19 protein-coding genes are annotated in these 17472 nt (G+C 70.3%); 9 read left to right on the top strand and 10 right to left on the bottom strand.

The genetic code is table 11. From position 1 onward, the window contains the following. Window positions 1-52 precede the first annotated feature (52 nt). Window positions 53-301 carry an SCO4226 family nickel-binding protein gene (locus tag ACZ7L6_RS20720; protein ID WP_471925916.1) on the top strand — a complete coding sequence of 83 codons (249 nt, stop codon included), beginning with the start codon at window positions 53-55 and terminating at the stop codon, window positions 299-301. A 97-nt stretch (window positions 302-398) separates the two neighbouring features. Continuing rightward, window positions 399-650, top strand: coding sequence for an SCO4226 family nickel-binding protein (locus ACZ7L6_RS20715; protein WP_433042790.1), 252 nt, complete (start codon window positions 399-401; stop codon window positions 648-650). Between the two features lie 73 nt (window positions 651-723). Here the strand turns inward: ACZ7L6_RS20715 and ACZ7L6_RS20710 are convergent, their stop codons facing one another. Beyond that, the gene (locus ACZ7L6_RS20710; RefSeq protein ID WP_471925914.1) at window positions 724-846 is read right to left on the bottom strand and encodes a hypothetical protein; all 123 of its coding nucleotides are present in this window, start codon (window positions 844-846) and stop codon (window positions 724-726) included. Window positions 847-1267: 421 nt separating this feature from the next. Between ACZ7L6_RS20710 and ACZ7L6_RS20705 the strand changes: the two genes are divergently transcribed. Beyond that, complete coding sequence (locus ACZ7L6_RS20705) at window positions 1268-2032, top strand: DUF899 family protein (RefSeq protein ID WP_471925912.1); 765 nt, start codon at window positions 1268-1270, stop codon at window positions 2030-2032. Window positions 2033-2412: 380 nt separating this feature from the next. Here the strand turns inward: ACZ7L6_RS20705 and ACZ7L6_RS20700 are convergent, their stop codons facing one another. Continuing rightward, window positions 2413-3174, bottom strand: a complete 762-nt coding sequence (locus ACZ7L6_RS20700; RefSeq protein ID WP_128432184.1) for a phosphoglyceromutase — start codon at window positions 3172-3174, stop codon at window positions 2413-2415. A 178-nt stretch (window positions 3175-3352) separates the two neighbouring features. On the opposite strand from ACZ7L6_RS20700, the gene ACZ7L6_RS20695 reads away from it, so the two are divergent. Next, entirely contained in the window at window positions 3353-4612 is a 1260-nt protein-coding gene (locus ACZ7L6_RS20695; RefSeq protein ID WP_471925910.1) for an MDR family MFS transporter, read from the top strand. 28 nt (window positions 4613-4640) lie between these two features. On the opposite strand, the gene ACZ7L6_RS20690 is transcribed toward ACZ7L6_RS20695, so the two are convergent. Then, window positions 4641-5087, bottom strand: a complete 447-nt coding sequence (locus ACZ7L6_RS20690; RefSeq protein ID WP_471925908.1) for a DUF2000 family protein — start codon at window positions 5085-5087, stop codon at window positions 4641-4643. A gap of 49 nt (window positions 5088-5136) precedes the next feature. Here ACZ7L6_RS20690 and ACZ7L6_RS20685 point away from each other — a divergent pair, with 49 nt between their 5' ends. Further along, entirely contained in the window at window positions 5137-5943 is an 807-nt protein-coding gene (locus ACZ7L6_RS20685; RefSeq protein ID WP_471925906.1) for a helix-turn-helix transcriptional regulator, read from the top strand. On the opposite strand, the gene ACZ7L6_RS20680 is transcribed toward ACZ7L6_RS20685, so the two are convergent. From ACZ7L6_RS20680 to mshA, 3 genes are all read right to left on the bottom strand, one after another. After that, window positions 5922-7604: a glycosyl hydrolase family 28-related protein gene (locus ACZ7L6_RS20680; RefSeq protein WP_471925904.1), complete on the bottom strand. Its 1683-nt coding sequence runs from the start codon at window positions 7602-7604 to the stop codon at window positions 5922-5924. The genes ACZ7L6_RS20685 and ACZ7L6_RS20680 overlap by 22 nt on opposite strands. Window positions 7605-7733: 129 nt before the next feature. Continuing rightward, window positions 7734-8234 carry a type III secretion system chaperone family protein gene (locus tag ACZ7L6_RS20675; protein ID WP_471925902.1) on the bottom strand — a complete coding sequence of 167 codons (501 nt, stop codon included), beginning with the start codon at window positions 8232-8234 and terminating at the stop codon, window positions 7734-7736. Beyond that, window positions 8227-9564, bottom strand: coding sequence for a D-inositol-3-phosphate glycosyltransferase (mshA, locus tag ACZ7L6_RS20670; protein WP_471926791.1), 1338 nt, complete (start codon window positions 9562-9564; stop codon window positions 8227-8229). Before mshA ends, ACZ7L6_RS20675 begins: the two co-directional genes overlap by 8 nt. Window positions 9565-9917: 353 nt before the next feature. On the opposite strand from mshA, the gene ACZ7L6_RS20665 reads away from it, so the two are divergent. The 3 genes from ACZ7L6_RS20665 to ACZ7L6_RS20655 all read left to right on the top strand — a co-directional run bounded on the left by ACZ7L6_RS20665 (window position 9918) and on the right by ACZ7L6_RS20655 (window position 13659). Further along, window positions 9918-10736 carry a class I SAM-dependent methyltransferase gene (locus ACZ7L6_RS20665; protein WP_471925900.1) on the top strand — a complete coding sequence of 273 codons (819 nt, stop codon included), beginning with the start codon at window positions 9918-9920 and terminating at the stop codon, window positions 10734-10736. 204 nt (window positions 10737-10940) lie between these two features. Further along, a complete protein-coding gene (locus ACZ7L6_RS20660) occupies window positions 10941-12032 on the top strand; it encodes a C40 family peptidase (RefSeq protein WP_471925898.1) in 1092 nt (363 codons plus the stop codon). Window positions 12033-12360: 328 nt separating this feature from the next. Beyond that, window positions 12361-13659 (top strand): PP2C family protein-serine/threonine phosphatase, encoded by a 1299-nt coding sequence (locus ACZ7L6_RS20655; RefSeq protein WP_471925896.1) that lies wholly within the window; start codon window positions 12361-12363, stop codon window positions 13657-13659. A gap of 195 nt (window positions 13660-13854) precedes the next feature. Here the strand turns inward: ACZ7L6_RS20655 and ACZ7L6_RS20650 are convergent, their stop codons facing one another. From ACZ7L6_RS20650 to ACZ7L6_RS20640, 3 genes are all read right to left on the bottom strand, one after another. Continuing rightward, the gene (locus tag ACZ7L6_RS20650; RefSeq protein ID WP_398819620.1) at window positions 13855-14187 is read right to left on the bottom strand and encodes a DUF2516 family protein; all 333 of its coding nucleotides are present in this window, start codon (window positions 14185-14187) and stop codon (window positions 13855-13857) included. Window positions 14188-14328: 141 nt separating this feature from the next. Next, on the bottom strand, window positions 14329-15000 hold the full coding sequence (locus ACZ7L6_RS20645; RefSeq protein ID WP_471925894.1) for a hypothetical protein: 672 nt from the start codon (window positions 14998-15000) through the stop codon (window positions 14329-14331). Between the two features lie 122 nt (window positions 15001-15122). Next, window positions 15123-15785 carry a helix-turn-helix domain-containing protein gene (locus ACZ7L6_RS20640; RefSeq protein ID WP_471925892.1) on the bottom strand — a complete coding sequence of 221 codons (663 nt, stop codon included), beginning with the start codon at window positions 15783-15785 and terminating at the stop codon, window positions 15123-15125. A 236-nt stretch (window positions 15786-16021) separates the two neighbouring features. Between ACZ7L6_RS20640 and ACZ7L6_RS20635 the strand changes: the two genes are divergently transcribed. Next, window positions 16022-16912, top strand: a complete 891-nt coding sequence (locus ACZ7L6_RS20635; RefSeq protein WP_471926789.1) for an aminoglycoside phosphotransferase family protein — start codon at window positions 16022-16024, stop codon at window positions 16910-16912. Between the two features lie 97 nt (window positions 16913-17009). Here ACZ7L6_RS20635 and ACZ7L6_RS20630 read toward each other — a convergent pair whose 3' ends face one another. Then, window positions 17010-17249 (bottom strand): hypothetical protein, encoded by a 240-nt coding sequence (locus ACZ7L6_RS20630; protein ID WP_471925890.1) that lies wholly within the window; start codon window positions 17247-17249, stop codon window positions 17010-17012. Between the last annotated feature and the right edge of the window lie 223 nt (window positions 17250-17472).

Below are 17472 nucleotides of genomic sequence, written 5' to 3'. Positions count from 1 at the left end.
GCGACCGCACTCCGAGGACCGGAAGTCCGAGGATCGTGAGGAGGTGCGAGGCATGGCTCAGTTCATGGACGTACACCACAACATGAAGGGCATCACGGCCGACCAGCTTCGGGAGGCCCACAACGCGGACCTCGCCATAGAGAAGGACGAGCGCGTGCACTTCGAGCGGGCGTGGGCCGACCCCGAGTCCGGCGTCGTCTACTGCCTCTCCGAGGCCCCTTCGGCCGAAGCGGTCCAGCGCATTCACGAGCGCGCCGGGCACAAGGCCGACGAGGTCCATCCGGTTCCGCTGACGGTCTGAGGAGGCGGGAGCCACGGGGGTGCACCGGCAAGAGGGGGCACCCGCAAGACGGGGCACATCGGGAAGACGGGGGCATCGGGAAGGAGGTGCGAGGCCCGTGACACGGTTCATGGACGTCCACCACGGCATGCGGGGCATCACGGCCGAACAGCTGCAACAGGGTCACGACGCCACCGCCGCCGTCGAGGCGGAAGAAGGAGTCCACTTCGAACACGCCTGGGCGGACCCGGAGTCCGGCACGGTCTACTGCCTCAGTGACGGCCCCTCGGCCGAGGCGGTGAAGCGCGCCCACGAACGCGGGGGTGGCGCGGCGCCGGACGAGATCCATGCGGTGCCGCTGATGGTCTGAGCCGCGGCGCCGCCCGGGTCGGCACTGCGGCCTCTGATCCCCTGCCCGCCGACGTCGCGGGCAGGGGATGCCGTCAGTCCGCGACCTTGCAGGCGACTGCTGTGACGACGAAGTCCGGCTCGACGTAGTAGTAGTCAGTGATCTCGGATGGGCCCACACCGGAGGGCGGCACCGGGACCGGCGTCAGAGTCGGCATTGCGGTGGGGGTAGGGCTGAGGGCAGGGGCAGGTGTCGGCCCCGAACACGCCCAAGGAGTACTCGACGAGGACGACTTCGGCCGCGGTCCGGAGGTCGGCTCGATCCCGTCGTTGATCGACTCGGTGAACGACCAGCCGGCAACCACGAGCACGGCCCACCCCCCGACCAGCCATCCTTTGACCCGCCTGCTCATCCCGCCCCTAATACTCACCAGCTGAACGAAACGGACTCCGTCCAGCGCCGCTTCAGGTTAGTCCGCTGCCGTTGGCCGGTAGACGAACTCCACAGCCGTACCGACGTCCGTGTTCTGTGGTGAGGAATCCCCGCCCCTGGTATCCATGAGCACGGATCGTAGCGAGGAGGCGTCAGGCGCCAAGGGGCACCGATGATTTCCTGCGCGCTGCCGGGTCAGTATCGCCATGACTGATGTGAGCAAGCCGCCGGTCGTCTCCCGTCGGGAGTGGCTGGCCGCCATTGACAGCCTGCGTGTCCGGGAGAAGGCGCACACCCGAGAGGGCGACGCGATCGCCGCCGGTCGGCGGCGGCTGCCGATGACCGAGGTGGACGCGTCGGCCCCGCTAGTCGGGGGCGATGGCCCGGTTCCGCTGATCGACGTCTTCGAGGGCCGCACCCAGTTGTTCGTGTCATATCACATGTGGCACGACGGCCACGCCGCCGCCGACCAGTGTGAGGGCTGCACGTTCTTCACCGGCCAGGTCCGTGAACTGTCCTATCTGCACCAGCGCGACGTCACCTTCGCCGTCTTCTGCCAGGGTCCCTATGAGGAGACCGACCGCTACCGCCGGTACATGGGCTGGGACATGCCCTGGTACTCCGTACCCGCCGAGTCGCACCAACGGCTCGTCGCCGGCCGCCACTTCGGGATGAAGGCGTGCTACCTCCGCGACGGGGACCGTGTCTACGAGACGTACTGGACCACGGGCCGCGGTGTCGAACCCATGGCGCCGTCCTACGGCATCCTCGACATGACGGTCTACGGACGGCAGGAGACCTGGGAGGACTCCCCGCCCGGCTGGCCGCAGCCGTACGAGCCGCGCGGACAGCAGTTCCGCAAGGACGGACGGCCGACCGCGCAATGGGCCCGACTCGCCGCCGGTCATGACGACGATCTCCGCAGCGAGCGGCCCAGCGCGGGAACCGACAGTTCGGCCTGCTGTTCCTGACTCCAGACCCGACGGCTCAGCGGCACACCGCAAGAAGGAGCCCCCCTGCCCGCGAGAACCTCGCGGACAGGGGGTTCGCCGCACAATCGCAGCAACGATGTCCGTCAGGGAGCGTCGTACTTCACGGTCGCTTCACCGGTCCGGGCTCACTCGGCTGCGGGGTGGCGAGGGTCTGGGACAGCGGCGGTGGCGGTGGCGCGGGGCGTGTGGGGGGTTGTGCGCTCTTGCCGACCCCACACATCACTTAAGCCCGGCGTCTCCTCGAGTTGGTGGAATCATCGGCTGCCGGCCAACCGGCCGCGGGTCCACAGGGGTCCCGGGGCCATGAAAATGCCCCCGATCCGCGCCGTAAGCGCAGGTCGGGGGCATGATCATGGAGCCTACTTCTTCTTGCCCTGGTTCTTGACCGCCTCGATGGCCGCCGCAGCCGCCTCCGGGTCCAGGTACTTGCCACCCGGGGTCACCGGCTTGAAGTCGGCGTCGAGCTCGTAGTACAGGGGGATGCCCGTGGGGATGTTCAGGCCGGCGATGTCGGCGTCGGAGATCCCGTCGAGGTGCTTGACGAGGGCTCGGAGCGAGTTGCCGTGGGCGGCGACGAGGACCGTGCGGCCGGACAGGAGGTCCGGGACGATGCCGTCGTACCAGTACGGGAGCATGCGGACGACGACGTCCTTCAGGCACTCCGTGCGGGGGCGCAGCTCCGGCGGGATCGTCGCGTAACGCGGGTCGTCCGACTGGGAGAACTCCGTGCCGTCCTCGAGCGGGGGCGGCGGGGTGTCGTACGAGCGGCGCCACAGCATGAACTGCTCCTCGCCGAACTCGGCGAGAGTCTGGGCCTTGTCCTTGCCCTGGAGGGCGCCGTAGTGGCGCTCGTTCAGGCGCCACGAGCGGTGGACGGGGATCCAGTGGCGGTCCGCGGCCTCGAGGGCCAGCTGGGCCGTGCGGATCGCGCGCTTCTGGAGGGACGTGTGGACCACGTCGGGCAGGAGGTCGGCGTCCTTCAGGAGCTCGCCGCCGCGGACTGCCTCCTTCTCGCCCTTCTCGTTGAGGTTGACGTCCACCCAGCCGGTGAACAGGTTCTTCGCGTTCCACTCGCTCTCGCCGTGGCGGAGGAGGATCAGCTTGTACGGTGCGTCGGCCATGCGATGAGCGTAATCCAAGGCTCTGATCGGGTGCGCCCGCCTCTCGATGGGCGGACTGTTGACGGGATCTGTTAATTGAGTGGCCTCCGACAAGGACGCGCTCGTAAGTTGTGACTGCCGCATGAGCCGCTTACATCGACCGCGCCGTTCCTGGCTGTGCCATTCCTGGGGGATTCCTATGTCGCTCGCCGCCCTGAGACGCGCCACCCGAGAGTCCGTCTCCGGGCTGCCCCGCGAGTTCTGGTGGCTGTGGACCAGCACGCTCGTCAACCGGCTCGGGGCCTTCGTCGCCACCTTCATGGCCCTGTACCTGACCCTCGACCGCGGCTACTCCGCCTCCTACGCCGGTCTCGTCGCCTCGCTGCACGGCCTCGGCGGGGTCATCTCGTCGATCGGCGCCGGCGTCATGACCGACCGGCTCGGGCGGCGGCCCACCCTCCTCGTCGCCCAGGCGTCCACCGCCGTCTCGGTCGCGCTCCTCGGCTTCGTGCACCACCCCGTCGCCATCGCCGCCGTCGCCTTCCTCGTCGGCGCCGCCTCCAACGCCTCCCGGCCCGCCGTGCAGGCGATGATGGCCGACATCGTCCGGCCCGAGGACCGGGTGCGCGCCTTCTCGCTCAACTACTGGGCCATCAACCTCGGCTTCGCCATCTCCTCCATGGCCGCCGGGTTCATCGCGGAGGTCAGTTACCTCGCCGGGTTCCTGATCGAGGCGGGGATGACGGCCGTCTGCGCGGTCGTGGTGTTCGTCAAGCTGCCCGAGTCGCGGCCCGAGCGGACGCAGGCGGAGAAGGCCGCCGAGGAGGGGGTCGGGCTCGGGACCGTGCTGCGCGACGGGCGCTTCATGAGCGTCGTCGGGCTGTCCTTCCTCGTCGCCCTGATCTTCCAGCAGGGGGCGGTGGGGCTGCCGGTGGCGATGGGCGACGCCGGGTTCTCCCCTGCCGACTACGGCCTCGCGATCGCCGTCAACGGTGTCCTGATCGTCGCGCTGCAGATCCCGGTCACCCGGTTCATCGAGCGTCGGGACACGGGGCGGATCCTCGTCGTCTCGTCCCTGCTCGCCGGCTACGGCTTCGGGCTCACCGCGTTCGCCGGCTCGGTCGGCGTCTTCGCGCTGACGGTGTGCGTGTGGACGCTGGGCGAGATGCTGAACGCGCCCACCCAGACCGGGCTCGTCGTCCGCCTCTCCCCGGCCCACGGGCGTGGGCGGTACCAGGGCATGTACACCATGTCCTGGTCCGTCGCCGCCCTGGTCGCCCCGCTGATGTCCGGCTTCGTCATCGACCACTACGGCGCGGAGTGGCTGTGGGGGCTGTGCGCGGTCGTCGGTACGGCGGCGGCGATCGGATACGGCGCCCTGATGCGCCGGCTGCCGGCGGACAAGCCTGCCGCCGACGAAACCCCGGCCCCCGCGAAGAGCGAGGTCAGCCCCGCCTGACGGCGCCTCCCGGGTGCGCCGGTCGTCGTCACGGATGCATCCGCGCCCCCTTCACCACCTTGTCCACCGCGTTCCTCGGCCCGTACACCGCCAGCCCCACCAGATCCAGTTCCCCCGTCGGCACGGCCCGCACCGCCGCACGGTTGTCCCGGTCGTTGCCCGTCGCGAAGAGGTCGGAGGTGAAGACCGCGCGCGGGAGGGAACGGGAGAGCACGCGCGCGTGGGCCGTCGTCAGGGTTTCCTTCGTGCCCTCGAAGACCAGGACCGGCTGGCGGAACATCGGCAGGTAGCGGACACCGTCCCCGTCCTCGTACGGCTCCCCGATCACCTCGGGGAGCTGCGTGCCCAGGCCGCTGACCAGGAAGGCCGTGACGTTCAGGCGCTGCCACGGCTCCAGGTCCTCGCGCAGCAGCACGGCGATCTTCGTGTCGAAACGGACAGGGGCCTCAGCGGTCGTATCGGTCGTAGCGCTCATACGACGAGACTGGCGGCCGCCGTACGACTCCGTCTTGTACGTTCTTTGCATGGCCGCCGCCCGGAATCGCCAGGAGGTCTCCGCGTGGCGCCCCTCCGTGCCGGGCGTCACCGAGGTCTTCCACGCCCACTTCACCGAGTACGCGTATCCGATGCACGTCCACGAGGCCTGGACGCTGCTCATCGTGGACGACGGCGCCGTACGGTACGACCTCGACCGGCACGAGCACGGCACCCCGCACGACACGGTGTCCCTCCTCCCGCCGCACGTCCCCCACAACGGCTCCCCCGCCACCCCGCACGGCTTCCGCAAGCGCGTCCTGTACCTGGACAGCACCCGGCTCGGCGAGGACCTGATCGGCCCGGCGGTGGACTCCCCCGACCTGCGGGACCCCGTGCTGAGGCTGCGCGTGGGCCAGTTGCACAGCGCTCTCGCGCAGCCCGGCGACGAACTGGAGGCGGACAGCAGGCTGACCCTCATCGGCGACCGGCTGCGCACCCATCTGCGCCCCAGAACCCCCACCGACAGACCTCGCCGCGACCCCGCCCTCGCCCGCCGACTGCGTGAACTCCTCGACGAACGTGTCGTCCGGGGCATCGCCCTCGACGAGGCCGCCGCGCTCGTCCAGGCCCATCCCGCCCATCTCGTACGGTCGTTCAGCACCGCGTACGGCATCGCCCCGCACCAGTACCTGATGTCCCGCCGCGTCGACCGCGCCCGCCGGCTCCTGCTGGAAGGCCGGTCGCCTGCCGAGGTGGCGACGGCGACGGGCTTCTACGACCAGTCGCATCTCACCCGCCACTTCCGGAAGTTGGTGGGCGTGCCGCCGGGGCGCTATCGCAGCAGCGCACGCTGAGCGTCGTACAGATTGCGTGGCCGTACGGCGTCCGTGGTGCCGTACAGCTCCAGGCGGGAGTGGAGGTCCCCCGCGAAGTCCGGTACGTCGATCTGGTCGAACTCCCTGACTTCGTCGATGCCGACGGTCGCCGAGTACGGGGCCAGGCCGTCGAGGCGGATCATGCCCGCGCGGCCGTTGGTCACCCGGACGTTCCAGTGGGTGAAGCGTGCGCCGAACAGCGGGCCCGCGCTCGCGTCGCCGCCGTGACGGCCGTCGTTGTGGACGGTGATGTCGGTGCGGACGTTGGCGAAGGGCAGGCCGCGGTGGCTGTCGAAGGTGCCTGTCCGCATCTCGCCGCGTGACCAGACGTTGTGGGAGGACAGGCCCTCGACGTTGATGCCGTGGAGCTGGGTGCCCGAGGGGGCCGGGGTCGTGCGGGCCTCGATCGTGAAGTCCTCGACCAGGTTGTCGTGCGAGCCCTCGCGGCAGAAGTACGGGTGGTGGGTGCCGCGGCCCGACACGCGCGTGTGGCGGAGCGTGCAGGCGGAGGCCGCGACCAGGCCGAAGCCGTTGTCGACGTGGCGGACGGTCACGTCGTCCACCCAGCAGTCGTAGGCGCACTGCAGGACGACGCCGTTGTGGCCCCGGTCGAGGAGGTGGGGCTGCTGTGCGATCTCCGGTGCCTCCAGGGTGAGGCCCTCGACGCCCGCTCCCGTCAGCTCGGGGGCGTGGGTGGTCAGTTGGGGGTTCCACTCCGGGCGGGAGTCCAGAGGGAGGGGGCGTTCCAGAGTGATCTTCCGGCCGTGGATCCGGGTGATGCGGACCGGCCATTCGTAGGGGACGTACGACGTCAGTTTCGTCTTGTCGTCCCAGGTGTAGGCCTCGGGGCCCGGGCCGCCGCCGCACATGTGCTCCAGGAGGGTGTGGTTGGCGTCGTCGGCGAGGCGGAGCAGGACCAGCGCGCCGGGGCGCAGCGAGGAGGGGTCCGTGACCGTCACCGTCCAGTCGCCCTGGCGGGCGGGGCCGACCGGGGTGAGCGTGCGCCACTCGTCGCGCCGGTTGCCCGTCCAGCCCTCGAAGGGCCAGGTCCTCGCCCTGATCGCGGCGACGAGGGAGTTCCAGCGGGCCTCGGGGGCCAGCCAGATCAGGCCGCCGGCCCAGGACCACGCCGACTTGTCGCCGCCGTAGCGGGAGCCGTAGGTGCCGATCAGGTCGGTGAGGTTCTTCGTCGCGAGGAGCGTCGTACGGCTGCTGCCCGCGCCGCGGAGGACCACGTTCGAGTGGCCTATGCGGATCACGTCGTCGATGCGGAACGTGCCGGGCGGGATGGTGACCGTGCCGCCGCCGGCCCTTCCTGCGGCGGCGATGGCGCGGTTGATCGCGGCGGCGGAGTCGGTCGTGCCGTCCGCCACGGCACCGTAGTCGCGGATGTCGGCCACGGGGTGGCGGCGGGGGAAGCGGGGCGCTCCGCCGCGGTAGCCGGCTCGGCCGACGAAGGGGATCTGGGGGTGGGTGAACGGAGTGCGGGTGAACTCGTGCCAGACAGGCGGGACTTCGGCGGCGGACGCCGCCTGTGCCGTGCCGGTCGCAGTGGCAGTCGCCGTGCCCGTCGCCGCGCCGAGCGCCACGGCCGTGGCCCCGCCGAGCAGGGCCCGTCTGGTGAGGTGCGCGTTGCCCATGTTCCGTGCGCCCTTCCATGCGGTTTCATGGATGTGAACGACGTTCAGATGTGCGGTGGGCGCGAGCATGCCACGACCTCGCATGGGCGCGAAAGGGGTCGTGCAGTGTGAGTTGGTTCGGACCTTACGTCAGTCCGCTGAGCGCTGAGTCAGATGACTGAACGCGTCCAGGTTGCGCGTCGACTCGCCGCGCGCCACCCGCCACTCGTACTCCTTGCGGATCGCGGAGGCGAAACCCAGCTCCAGGAGGGTGTTGAAGGCGCCGTCCGCCGCCTCCAGAACCTGGCCGAGGAGGCGGTCGATCTCGTCGGGGGTGACGGCGGAGAGGGGGAGCTTGGCGGTGACGTAGATGTCGCCGAGGCGGTCCACGGCGTAACTCACGCCGTAGAGCCTGAGGTTGCGCTCCAGGAGCCAGCGGTGGACGCCGGGCTCGTTCTCGTCGGGGTGGCGGATGACGAAGGCGTTGAGCGACAGCGAGTGGCGGCCGACGAGGAGGGAGACCGTCGTCGAGAGCTTCCGGGTGCCGGGGAGCTTGACGACGTAGTTGCCGGGGGCGGGGCTCTCCCACTCCAGTTCGGCGTTCTTCAGGGCTCCCTCGACGACCTGCGCCGTCTTCTGTGCGTCAGCCATGGTGGGAGCGTACGCGACGCCTGTGGTCATGGGCCGCGGCCGTGTAGACCTCCGCCGTGGCGGCGGCCGCGGCGTCCCAGCCGAAGGACTGTGCGTGCCGGGCCGCGGCCTCGCCCATGCGGGGGGACAGGTGCGGGTCCTGCGCGAAGGCGTGCAGCACGCGCGCGTAGTCGGCCGGGTTGTGACCCTGGACCAGGAAGCCGGTACGGCCGTCGCGGACCGCGACCGGCAGGCCGCCCACCGCTGCCGCCAGCACGGGGGTGCCGGCCGCCTGTGCCTCGATGGCCACCAGACCGAAGGATTCGCTGTACGACGGCATGACCAGCACCGATGCCGCGCGGAACCAGTCCGCGAGCTGCTCCTGGCCGACCGGCGGACGGAACCGTACGACATCCGCGATGCCCAGGCGGGCCGCCAGCTTCTGCAGGCCCTCGGGCTTGGCGAGGCCGCTGCCGCTGGGGCCGCCGACGATCGGGACGACGAGGCGGGAGCGGAGGTGTGGGTGCTCGTCGAGGAGGACGGCGACCGCGCGCAACAGGACGTCCGGGGCCTTCAGGGGCTGGATGCGGCCCGCGAACAGGGGGATCAGGGCGTCCTGCGGGAGGCCGAGGCGGGCGCGGGCCGCGGCTCGGCCGTCGGCGGGCGAGAAGCGCGTGAGGTTCACGCCGGGGTGGACCACGGCGACCTTGGCGGGGTCGGCCGCGTAGTGCCGTACGAGTTCGTCGGCCTCCTCCGCCGTGTTGGCGATCAGGCGGTCGGCGGCCGAGACGATCTGGGTTTCGCCGATGACCCGGGCTGCGGGCTCGGGGGTGTCGCCGTCGGCGAGGTTGGCGTTCTTGACCTTGGCCATGGTGTGCATGGCGTGCACCAGAGGGGCGCCCCAGCGCTGGGCGGCCAGCCAGCCGACGTGGCCGGAGAGCCAGTAGTGGGAGTGGACCAGGTCGTAGTGACCGGGGCGGTGGCCGGCCCACGCCTGCATCACGCCGTGGGTGAAGGCGCACAGCTGGGCGGGGAGGTCCTCCTTGTTCAGGCCCTCGTAGGGGCCCGCGTCGATGTGGCGGACGAGGACGCCGGGGGCCAGCTGGACGGTGGGGGGCAGGTCCGTGGCGGTCGTGCGCGTGAAGATCTCCACCTCGATGTTGATCGCGGCGAGGCGTTGCGCGAGCTCCACGATGTAGACGTTCATGCCGCCGGCGTCGCCGGTGCCGGGCTGGTGGAGCGGTGAGGTGTGCACGGAGAGCATGGCTACGCGGCGGGGGCGGCGGTGGAGCCTGAGCCGCGGGTGGGCCGCCGGAGAGCGACGCCCGAGCCTGCTGACGTACTGGCTCACGTGGCGGTCCTCCTTGGCTGCGGGCATGCCGGGCGGAGGGTGTGGGGCCCTCCAACGGGGTGCAACAGCGGAGGGAGGGGTCGCCATTCCTGGCGGGGTGGTTTTTGCCGAGGTATTACCGGGGGTCGCTCAACTGTTCGGGGCTTGGGGGCGTTGTGCGTACTGCATGATGAGCACCGCTTCTCGGCGCCGGTCCGCGTCATTCAGCCCGTCCGGCGTTTGAGGACGAGGCCCCTTCAGGGCCGAAGCGGGGGTCTGGGGGCCGCAGGCCCCCAGCAGGGCCGGCGCTGACGCCGGTGCGCTGGAAAGTCGCGGCGCGTGTGCACCCGCGCCGGGCACTTACTCTCGTATGCATGACAGCCCGCGCCGCCGCCCGCCCCGTGGGAACGGTGACCCGCGGGACCACCAATCCGAATCGGCTCCGTCGGATGGATCGGTGGATCGCCCACACGTACGGGGCCGAGCTGCGGCGGGCCGTGGATCCCGTTGCCGTTGATCTCGGATACGGCGCCGCCCCCTGGACGGCCGTCGAGCTCCTCACCCGGCTTCGCGCGGCAGCGCCTCGCGTGCGTGTCGTCGGTGTCGAGATCGAACCGGCGCGGGTCGCGGCCGCCAAGTCGTACGAGCGGGAAGGGCTCGTCTTCCGGCACGGCGGGTTCGAGATTCCGGTACCGCAGCGGCCTGTGCTGGTGCGGGCCGCGAATGTGCTGCGGCAGTACGAGGAGGGGGAGGTCGCCGGCGTCTGGGAGCGGCTGTGTGCGCGGCTCGCGCCGGCCGATCCGGTGGGCGGGTCCAGGGGCGGTCTGCTCGTCGAGGGGACCTGTGACGAGATCGGGCGGCGGCATGTATGGGTGGCGCTCGGGCCGGAGGGGCCGCGCACGGTGACCTTCGCGACCCGGCTGGGGTCGCTGGAGCGGCCGTCGGATCTCGCCGAGCGGCTGCCGAAGGCTCTCATTCACCGCAATGTGCCCGGCGAGGCGGTGCACGCCTTTCTGCGCGACTTCGATCGTGCCTGGGCCGCCGCCGCGCCCTATGCGTCGTACGGCGCCCGGCAGCGCTGGATGCGGGCGGTACGGGATCTTGCGGGCGACTGGCCGGTGGCGGACGGGCCGGCGCGATGGCGGCAGGGTGAAGTGACGGTGCGGTGGGAGGCGTTGGCGCCGCGGACCTGACTCGGGACGCGAACGCCCGGCGGGGTCGGGGGCGCAGGGAACGATCTCGGCGAGTCGTTCGTCACATTGGCGGGGAGATCGTCATGGGGGCAGGAGAGGGGGAAATACGTACTCCGACTGCCTCTGTCGCTTTGCGCGTCGTCGTGGCACGATCCCTCAAGCGCCAGTAGTTACTGACGGTAAATCAGGTTTGGGGGCAGAGGTATGGGACCGGGCAAGCGCACCCTTTCGCCGGGCAAGCGCAGCGTCCTCGTGGCCTTGACCGTGGTCTGTGCGGTCACCGTGCTGGCGGCGCCCGGTACGGCGTTCGCGGCGCCCTCCCCCGGGCCGTCACCCTCGTCGTCCCCGACCGCCGCGTCGAACAAGGACCTTGAGGCCGTACGCGAGAAGCTCGACAAGCTCTACCACGCCGCGGCCGTCGCCACCGACGAGTACAACGCCGCCGAGGAGGCGGCCGAGAAGCAGTCCGCCGAGATCGTCGCGCTGGCGAAGAAGATCGTCAAAGGCCAGGAGAAGCTGGCCGAGTTGAAGAAGCGGGCCGGTGCCGCGGCCGCCGCCCAGTACCGGTCCGGCGGGTTGCCCGACGAGGCCAAGCTGATGCTCAGCGACGATCCGCAGAACTTCCTCGACGGCGCCGGGCGGGTACTGCAGGGCCAGCGCGCGACCAAGGGGCTGCTCGCCGAAATGACCCGCACCCAGCAGGACTTGGAGCAGTACGCCAAGGACGCCTCCGCCCAGTGGCAGAAGCTGGAGGCGGGCCGCAAGGCCAAGGCAGCCGCCCAGAAGAAGATCGAGCAGCGGATCAAGGCGGCCGAACAGCTCGAATCCCGGCTGGAGAAGGAGGAGAAGGAGCGCCTCGCCGAGCTGGAGAAGGAGGCCGCCTACAAGGCGCAGACCGCCTGGCTGGACTCCGGCATCCTCGAGGACATCAAGGGCAAGGCGTCCGCACAGGGACGCAAGGCCGTCGCGTATGCCACTGAGCAGCTGGGCAAACCGTATGAATGGGGCGCCGAGGGCCCGACGTCGTACGACTGTTCAGGGCTCACCTCCCAGGCCTGGGCGAGCGCCGGGCAGGGGATCCCGCGGACCTCGCAGGAGCAGTGGAAGCAGCTGAAGCGCATCGACGTCGAGGACATGCGCCCCGGCGACCTCATCATCTACAACGACGACGCCAGCCATGTGGCCATGTACATCGGCGACGGGGCCATCATCCACGCCCCGCGGCCCGGGCGGACCGTGACGGTCGCGGGGGCCGGATCGATGCCGATCCTCGGGGTGGTTCGGCCCGATGCGTGAGGGTTCAGGGTGGCTTGTGACAGGCGGGGCGGAGGCTGTGCGGCGATGAGACCCGCGGTGTGGGGCGGGTGTTCGTGACTCCTGCCACGTGACCCACCCCACGTCACTTTGCCGTGAAACCCACCCACGGCGTGACGTTCGTCATCCCTGGCTCCGCTCCGCCCTGTCCAACTGCGGTACGGAACGCGGCATATGACAGAGGCCAGCGTCAACGCGGCGTGGCTCACACCATTCCATTGCGGCGCCGACACCCGCTATGGTCCCCGTCGGTGGATCGAGGTCCCTCGTTCCCACCATGCCCTCGGGGGGAGGGAAGGAACTCAAGACGATGCCCGTACCCATACCGCGGCAGAGAGCGATCCCGGCCGCGGAGAGTGGTCAGGCGCAGGCCGCGTCCCCAGGCGGCACCTCCATGGAAGAGGCCCCGCGTAAGGAACAGACGGTCGAGAACACCACCCACACCAATCTGACCCTGCTGCTGATCGAGGACGATCCCGGCGGGTCGGCCATCGTGCCCGAGTTGATCGACTCGGCCGGCAAGCCGATCCGGGTGCGCACCGCCCGCAACCTCACCGAGGCCGAGCGGCTGCTCACCGACGACGTCCACTGCATCCTGCTGGATCTCGCGCTCCCGGCGCCCGGCCGGGCCGACGACGACGAGCTGGCCGTGCTCCGGCACGTCCTGGAGCTCGCTCCCCGGCACGCCGTCCTCGCGCTCACCGCCTCCGGCGACGCCGAGCGCGGTGCGGAGGCCGTGCGCGTCGGCGCGCAGGACTACCTCTTCCGGGACGAGCTGGACGGGCGGCTGCTGAGCCGGGCGATCCGGTACGCGGTGGAGCGGAAACGTTCCGACACGGCCGAGCGGCGGCTGGCCGAGGGCCGGATGCGGGCGCAGGAGAACCGCCGCCTGGAGCGCGGTCTGCTGCCGACGCCGCTGCTCGAGGGGTCCTCGCTGCGGTTCGCCGCGCGGTATCGGCCGGGGCGTTCGCGTGCCCTGCTGGGCGGTGACTTCTACGACGTCGTGCGCACCGCGGACGGGACCGTGCACGCCATGATCGGTGACGTCTGCGGGCACGGGCCCGACGAGGCCGCGCTCGGTGTGGAGCTGCGCATCGCCTGGCGGGCGCTGACCCTGGCCGGGCTGTGCGGGGACGCGCTGCTGGGGACCCTTCAGCAGGTCCTTGAGCACGAGCGGGCCGACGACGAGATCTTCGCGACGCTGTGCACGGTGGACATCGCGCCGGACGGGCGGCGGGCCGGGCTGTGCCTCGCCGGGCATCCGTCACCGCTGATCGCCCGGCCCGGCCGGCCGGCGCAGCTGTTGCCGTACGACAACAACGGGCCTGCGCTCGGTCTGCTGCCCGGGGCTCGGTGGCCCCGGATGGAGGTGAAGCTGGGGGCGGAGTGGAGTCTGATGCTCTACACCGACGGCTTGATCGAGGGGCGTGTCGGTGAGGGCCGGGAGCGGCTCGGGCAGGACGGCATGGTGGAGATGGTCCGTCGGCAGCTGTCCGAGGGGCTGCGCGGGGAAGCGTTGCTGCGGGCGGCTGTCAATGAGGTCCGGGACCTCAATGGGGGCGAGCTGACGGACGACGTGGCTGTGCTGTTGCTCGACCGGGGGGTCTGAGCACCGGGGGTCTGAGCGGGGATTCGCCGCGGCGGGTTCTGTCGTATGCCGTCTGCGGGCTCTGTCGTATGCCGTCTGCGGGTCCGTTCGGGCGGGTCACGCCCGCGCGGCGGAGCCGCATATTGAACACGGCCCCGCGCCTTTGAGGGGCGTCGGCCGCCGGCGGTATTGATCAGCGCGCGCGGTTCGCGCCGGTCAGCGGCCGCCGTTCCACGGGCCGTACGGGCCGTCGCTGCTCGAACCCCTTCTGCTGCGGCCTCCGCCCGGCAGGCTCTTGATGGCTGGGCGGACGTCGACCATGTACACGATCGTCGCGATGAGGCCGATGATCGGCAGGAACGACAGGATCGGGAAGAGCAGGTTCACCACGAAGGCGATGCCGAGGATGATCATCCAGAACGGCTTGGTCTGTTTGTCGGCCGCCCGGTAGGCGTCCTCCCGGCGGAAGGCCGCGTCGATCAGCGCGAAGCCGCTGAAAAGGATCAGGGCCATGCTCAGCAGCCACATGAACCCCGCGAAGCCCTGCATCAGCACAACGTCCACCACCTGATTCGGCTCGTACCTACGCGGTCACCGTACCCGCAACCGCCGGACCGCTACCCGAACAACGGGCCGAGCACTCGGTAAGTGCCCGGCCCGTTACGAACGGCCCCTTTTCACCCGTGGGTGTTACTTGGCCGGCGGGGTCGTCTTCTTGGCGGCGGTCTTGCGTGCCGGGGCCTTCTTCGCGGCGGTCTTCTTCGCCGGGGCGGCCTCCGCGGCCGGCTTGGTCTCGGCGGGCTTGGCCTCGGCCTTGTCCTCCTTGACCTCGACCGGCTCGGCCTTCGGCTCGACGGCCACGGCGAGCTCCTCGATCTCCTCGGCCGCCTCACCGCGCCAGTGCTTCACCGCCTGCTCGCCGTGCTCGGCGACCTTCTCGTAGGTCTCGCGGGCCTTGACGGCGTACTCGGCGGCGACGCCGACACCGCGCAGCGCGAGGTCCTGGGCGGTCTCGCCGAGCTTCTTCAGGTCGGCGTCGAGGTTGCTGCCGAGCTTCTTGAAGTCCGCGTCGAGGTTGCTGCCGAACTTCTTGATGTCGGCGTCCAGGGTGCTGATGATGTCGTTGACCTTGGCCTGGAGGGTCTCCTGCGCCTCCTTGGCGCGGGCGGTGGCCTTCTCCTGGACGGCCTTCGGGTCGGTGTTGCGAACGGCCTCGAACCGGGCCGGCGCCTCGGCGCGCAGCTGCTCCACCAGGCCGGGCACCTTCTTGGCCTGCTGGAAGGCCAGGTCGGCGGTGCCGGCGGCGAAGTAGAGCGGGGTCGGGTCGCTGAAGGTCTTACGCAGGTCGTCGGCGATGGCCATGGTGATGGTCCTCCCGGTTTGCTTTGAGGTGAGGGTTTTGGATCCCGCGGGCGACCGGACGGCTGTTCGCCGGTTCGTGTCGACGCGTGCCGGTGTGAGGCGCGCGTACGGCAAGAACTCGGTCAGCCGGCCGACTGCTGCGGGTTGATCGGGTTTTCCGGGTCGGCGTCGCTGCCGTCGGACGTACGGGTCGTGCGGGTCTTACGGGTCGTACCGGTCTTGCTGGTCTTACCGGTGTTGCGAGTACGGCTCGCGGCGGACTTGCGGCCGCCGTCGGCTGTGCTGTTCGTGCGGGTCGTACGGCTGCGGCGTACGGCGGCGTCACTGCCCTGAGCGTCCGCCGCGCCGTCGGGGTGGCCGTCGCTCTGCGGGGAGTCCGGTTCCGAGCCGACGGCCGCGATCGCCTCGGCGATCCCGCCCGCCTCGGGGGATATCCCGAACCCGTTCTCCTTGCGGAAGGATTCGTAGATCTGGAGCAGCACCTGCTTCTGCCGCTCGTTCAGCGTGGGATCGGCAAGGATGACGGCGCGCGTCTCCACCTCGTCCCGGTCCCGCTCGGCGTCGAGGATGCCGGCGCGGACGTACAGCGTCTCCGCGGAGATCCGCAGCGCCTTGGCGACCTGCTGCAGCACCTCCGCGCTCGGCTTGCGCAGCCCGCGCTCGATCTGGCTCAGGTACGGATTGGACACCCCGGCGGCATCGGCGAGTTGCCGCAGCGACAGCTGCGCATTGCGCCGCTGCTCACGCAGATACTCGCCGAGATTGCCGACGTTGAGCGATGCCATGTCTCCACCTTGCCTCACCGTCGCTAACTATTGCAAGCAGCCGCTTGCAAAAGTGCGCCACACCACTGCGACGGAGCACTGTCGCCGCGCTGCCGGCCGACGTGCCGCCGGGCGCTGCCGCCGAAAATCTCTGTTGATCCGGTCCCTGGCGTCTGAATACTGGCTGTCGTCTCAGTTGATCCGGTCTGCTTCCGGCGTTTCGGATCGGACTGGTGGAAGGGCCTGCGAGAGTGACCATGCACGATGACCAAGTGGACGTGACGACCGACATCGTTGCGGCCTTGGTCCAGGAACAGTTCCCCCAGTGGAGCGGCAAGGCGATCCGACGACTGCCGTCGACCGGGACGGTCAACGCCATCTTCCGCATCGGGAACGACCTCTCCGCGCGTTTCCCACTGCGTCCGGCCGATGCCGCCGAGGCGCTGGCGGTTCTGGAACAGGAAGCCCGGGCGAGCGCGGAGTTGGCACAGGTGTCCCGGTTCCCCGCCCCGGAACCCGTCGCCTTGGGGAGGCCTGGAGCGGGTTACCCCATGCCGTGGTCGGTCCAGACATGGCTGCCGGGAACGGTCGCCTTCGATGCCGACCCGAGTGGGTCGGACGCATTTGCCGAGGACCTTGCGGCCTTCATCGCAGCCCTGCGGGACGCCGAGACGCGGGGGCGGCTTTTCAGCGGCGAAAATCGTGGCGGCGTTCTCACTGACCACGACGACTGGATGGCGAAGTGCTTCGAGGAGAGTGAGGGGCTGCTCGACGTGCCCCGGCTGCGCCAGGTGTGGAGCCACTTCCGGGAGTTACCACGCACGAGTGCCGACGTGATGAGCCATGGTGACCTGATTCCCGGCAATGTACTGGTCGCGGGAGACCGGCTCGGCGGCGTACTCGACACCGGCGGCTTCGGCCCGGCCGACCCCGCGCTGGATCTGGTCAGTGCCTGGCACCTGTTGCAGCCAGGCCCGCGGGAAGTGCTCCGGCGGACCCTGGCCTGTGACGATCTGGAGTGGGAGCGCGGCAAGGCATGGGCGTTCGAACAGGCGATGGGTGTCGTCTGGTACTACGTCGAGAGCAATCCGACGATGAGCGGAATGGGGCGCCGGACACTCGACCGCATCCTGGAGTCGATGCAGTGATGTCGCCCCGGCCGTAGGCAGTGACAGAGACGATCGCTTGCCGCCCCCACCGGCACTTCGGTTGGCCGCGCCGAGCATCGCAGGTGACCGGAGATCGCTACGCGGTGGTCCGGCGCTCGGCCTCGGCAGTGATGATCTTCAGCGCCTCGGCGATGCGGTCGTGGTGGGTGCGGTGGGAGACCACGCAGACGCGCAGGGTGTAGCGGCTGTCGACGACGGTGCTGGAGAGCACGACGCGCCGGTGGCCGTTGATCCGCTCCAGCAGACGGCGGCTCGCTTCGTCGGCCCGTTCGGCGGCGGCCCGGCTGCCGTCAGCGGGGCGGACGCGGAAGATCACGGTGGACAGGTCCGGGCGCTGCGGGACCTCCAGTTCCGCGACGCCGGACAGCGTGTCGTGGACGTGTTCGGCCAGGTCGAGCCCGGGCGACGTCCGAGCCGTTCTTGAAGCGTCGCGCCACCATGTCCAAGTCCCGCAGCCAGCCGTCCATCGACGGGCCCCGGCGTACGCCCCCCTTCCCGAGGCTTCTTCGCATGCCCACGGACGACCCATGTCACAGATG

The organism is Streptomyces sp. NPDC107522 (assembly GCF_055657525.1).
The sequence above is the reverse complement of the archived record's forward strand: the minus strand, read 5'-3'. Positions and strand labels throughout refer to the sequence as shown.

Excerpts from the sequence above, each read along its gene's own strand:
- ACZ7L6_RS20680 (WP_471925904.1), bottom strand. The coding sequence starts at position 7,604 with ATGGGCAACGCGCACCTCACCAGACGGGCCCTGCTCGGCGGGGCCACG.
- ACZ7L6_RS20705 (WP_471925912.1), top strand. The coding sequence starts at position 1,268 with ATGACTGATGTGAGCAAGCCGCCGGTCGTCTCCCGTCGGGAGTGGCTG.
- ACZ7L6_RS20710 (WP_471925914.1), bottom strand. The coding sequence starts at position 846 with ATGCCGACTCTGACGCCGGTCCCGGTGCCGCCCTCCGGTGTGGGCCCA.
- ACZ7L6_RS20640 (WP_471925892.1), bottom strand. The coding sequence starts at position 15,785 with ATGGCATCGCTCAACGTCGGCAATCTCGGCGAGTATCTGCGTGAGCAG.
- ACZ7L6_RS20700 (WP_128432184.1), bottom strand. The coding sequence starts at position 3,174 with ATGGCCGACGCACCGTACAAGCTGATCCTCCTCCGCCACGGCGAGAGC.
- ACZ7L6_RS20645 (WP_471925894.1), bottom strand. The coding sequence starts at position 15,000 with ATGGCCATCGCCGACGACCTGCGTAAGACCTTCAGCGACCCGACCCCG.
- ACZ7L6_RS20665 (WP_471925900.1), top strand. The coding sequence starts at position 9,918 with ATGACAGCCCGCGCCGCCGCCCGCCCCGTGGGAACGGTGACCCGCGGG.
- ACZ7L6_RS20660 (WP_471925898.1), top strand. The coding sequence starts at position 10,941 with ATGGGACCGGGCAAGCGCACCCTTTCGCCGGGCAAGCGCAGCGTCCTC.
- ACZ7L6_RS20685 (WP_471925906.1), top strand. The coding sequence starts at position 5,137 with ATGGCCGCCGCCCGGAATCGCCAGGAGGTCTCCGCGTGGCGCCCCTCC.
- ACZ7L6_RS20675 (WP_471925902.1), bottom strand. The coding sequence starts at position 8,234 with ATGGCTGACGCACAGAAGACGGCGCAGGTCGTCGAGGGAGCCCTGAAG.
- ACZ7L6_RS20635 (WP_471926789.1), top strand. The coding sequence starts at position 16,022 with ATGCACGATGACCAAGTGGACGTGACGACCGACATCGTTGCGGCCTTG.
- ACZ7L6_RS20690 (WP_471925908.1), bottom strand. The coding sequence starts at position 5,087 with ATGAGCGCTACGACCGATACGACCGCTGAGGCCCCTGTCCGTTTCGAC.
- ACZ7L6_RS20695 (WP_471925910.1), top strand. The coding sequence starts at position 3,353 with ATGTCGCTCGCCGCCCTGAGACGCGCCACCCGAGAGTCCGTCTCCGGG.
- ACZ7L6_RS20655 (WP_471925896.1), top strand. The coding sequence starts at position 12,361 with ATGCCCGTACCCATACCGCGGCAGAGAGCGATCCCGGCCGCGGAGAGT.
- ACZ7L6_RS20720 (WP_471925916.1), top strand. The coding sequence starts at position 53 with ATGGCTCAGTTCATGGACGTACACCACAACATGAAGGGCATCACGGCC.
- ACZ7L6_RS20650 (WP_398819620.1), bottom strand. The coding sequence starts at position 14,187 with ATGCAGGGCTTCGCGGGGTTCATGTGGCTGCTGAGCATGGCCCTGATC.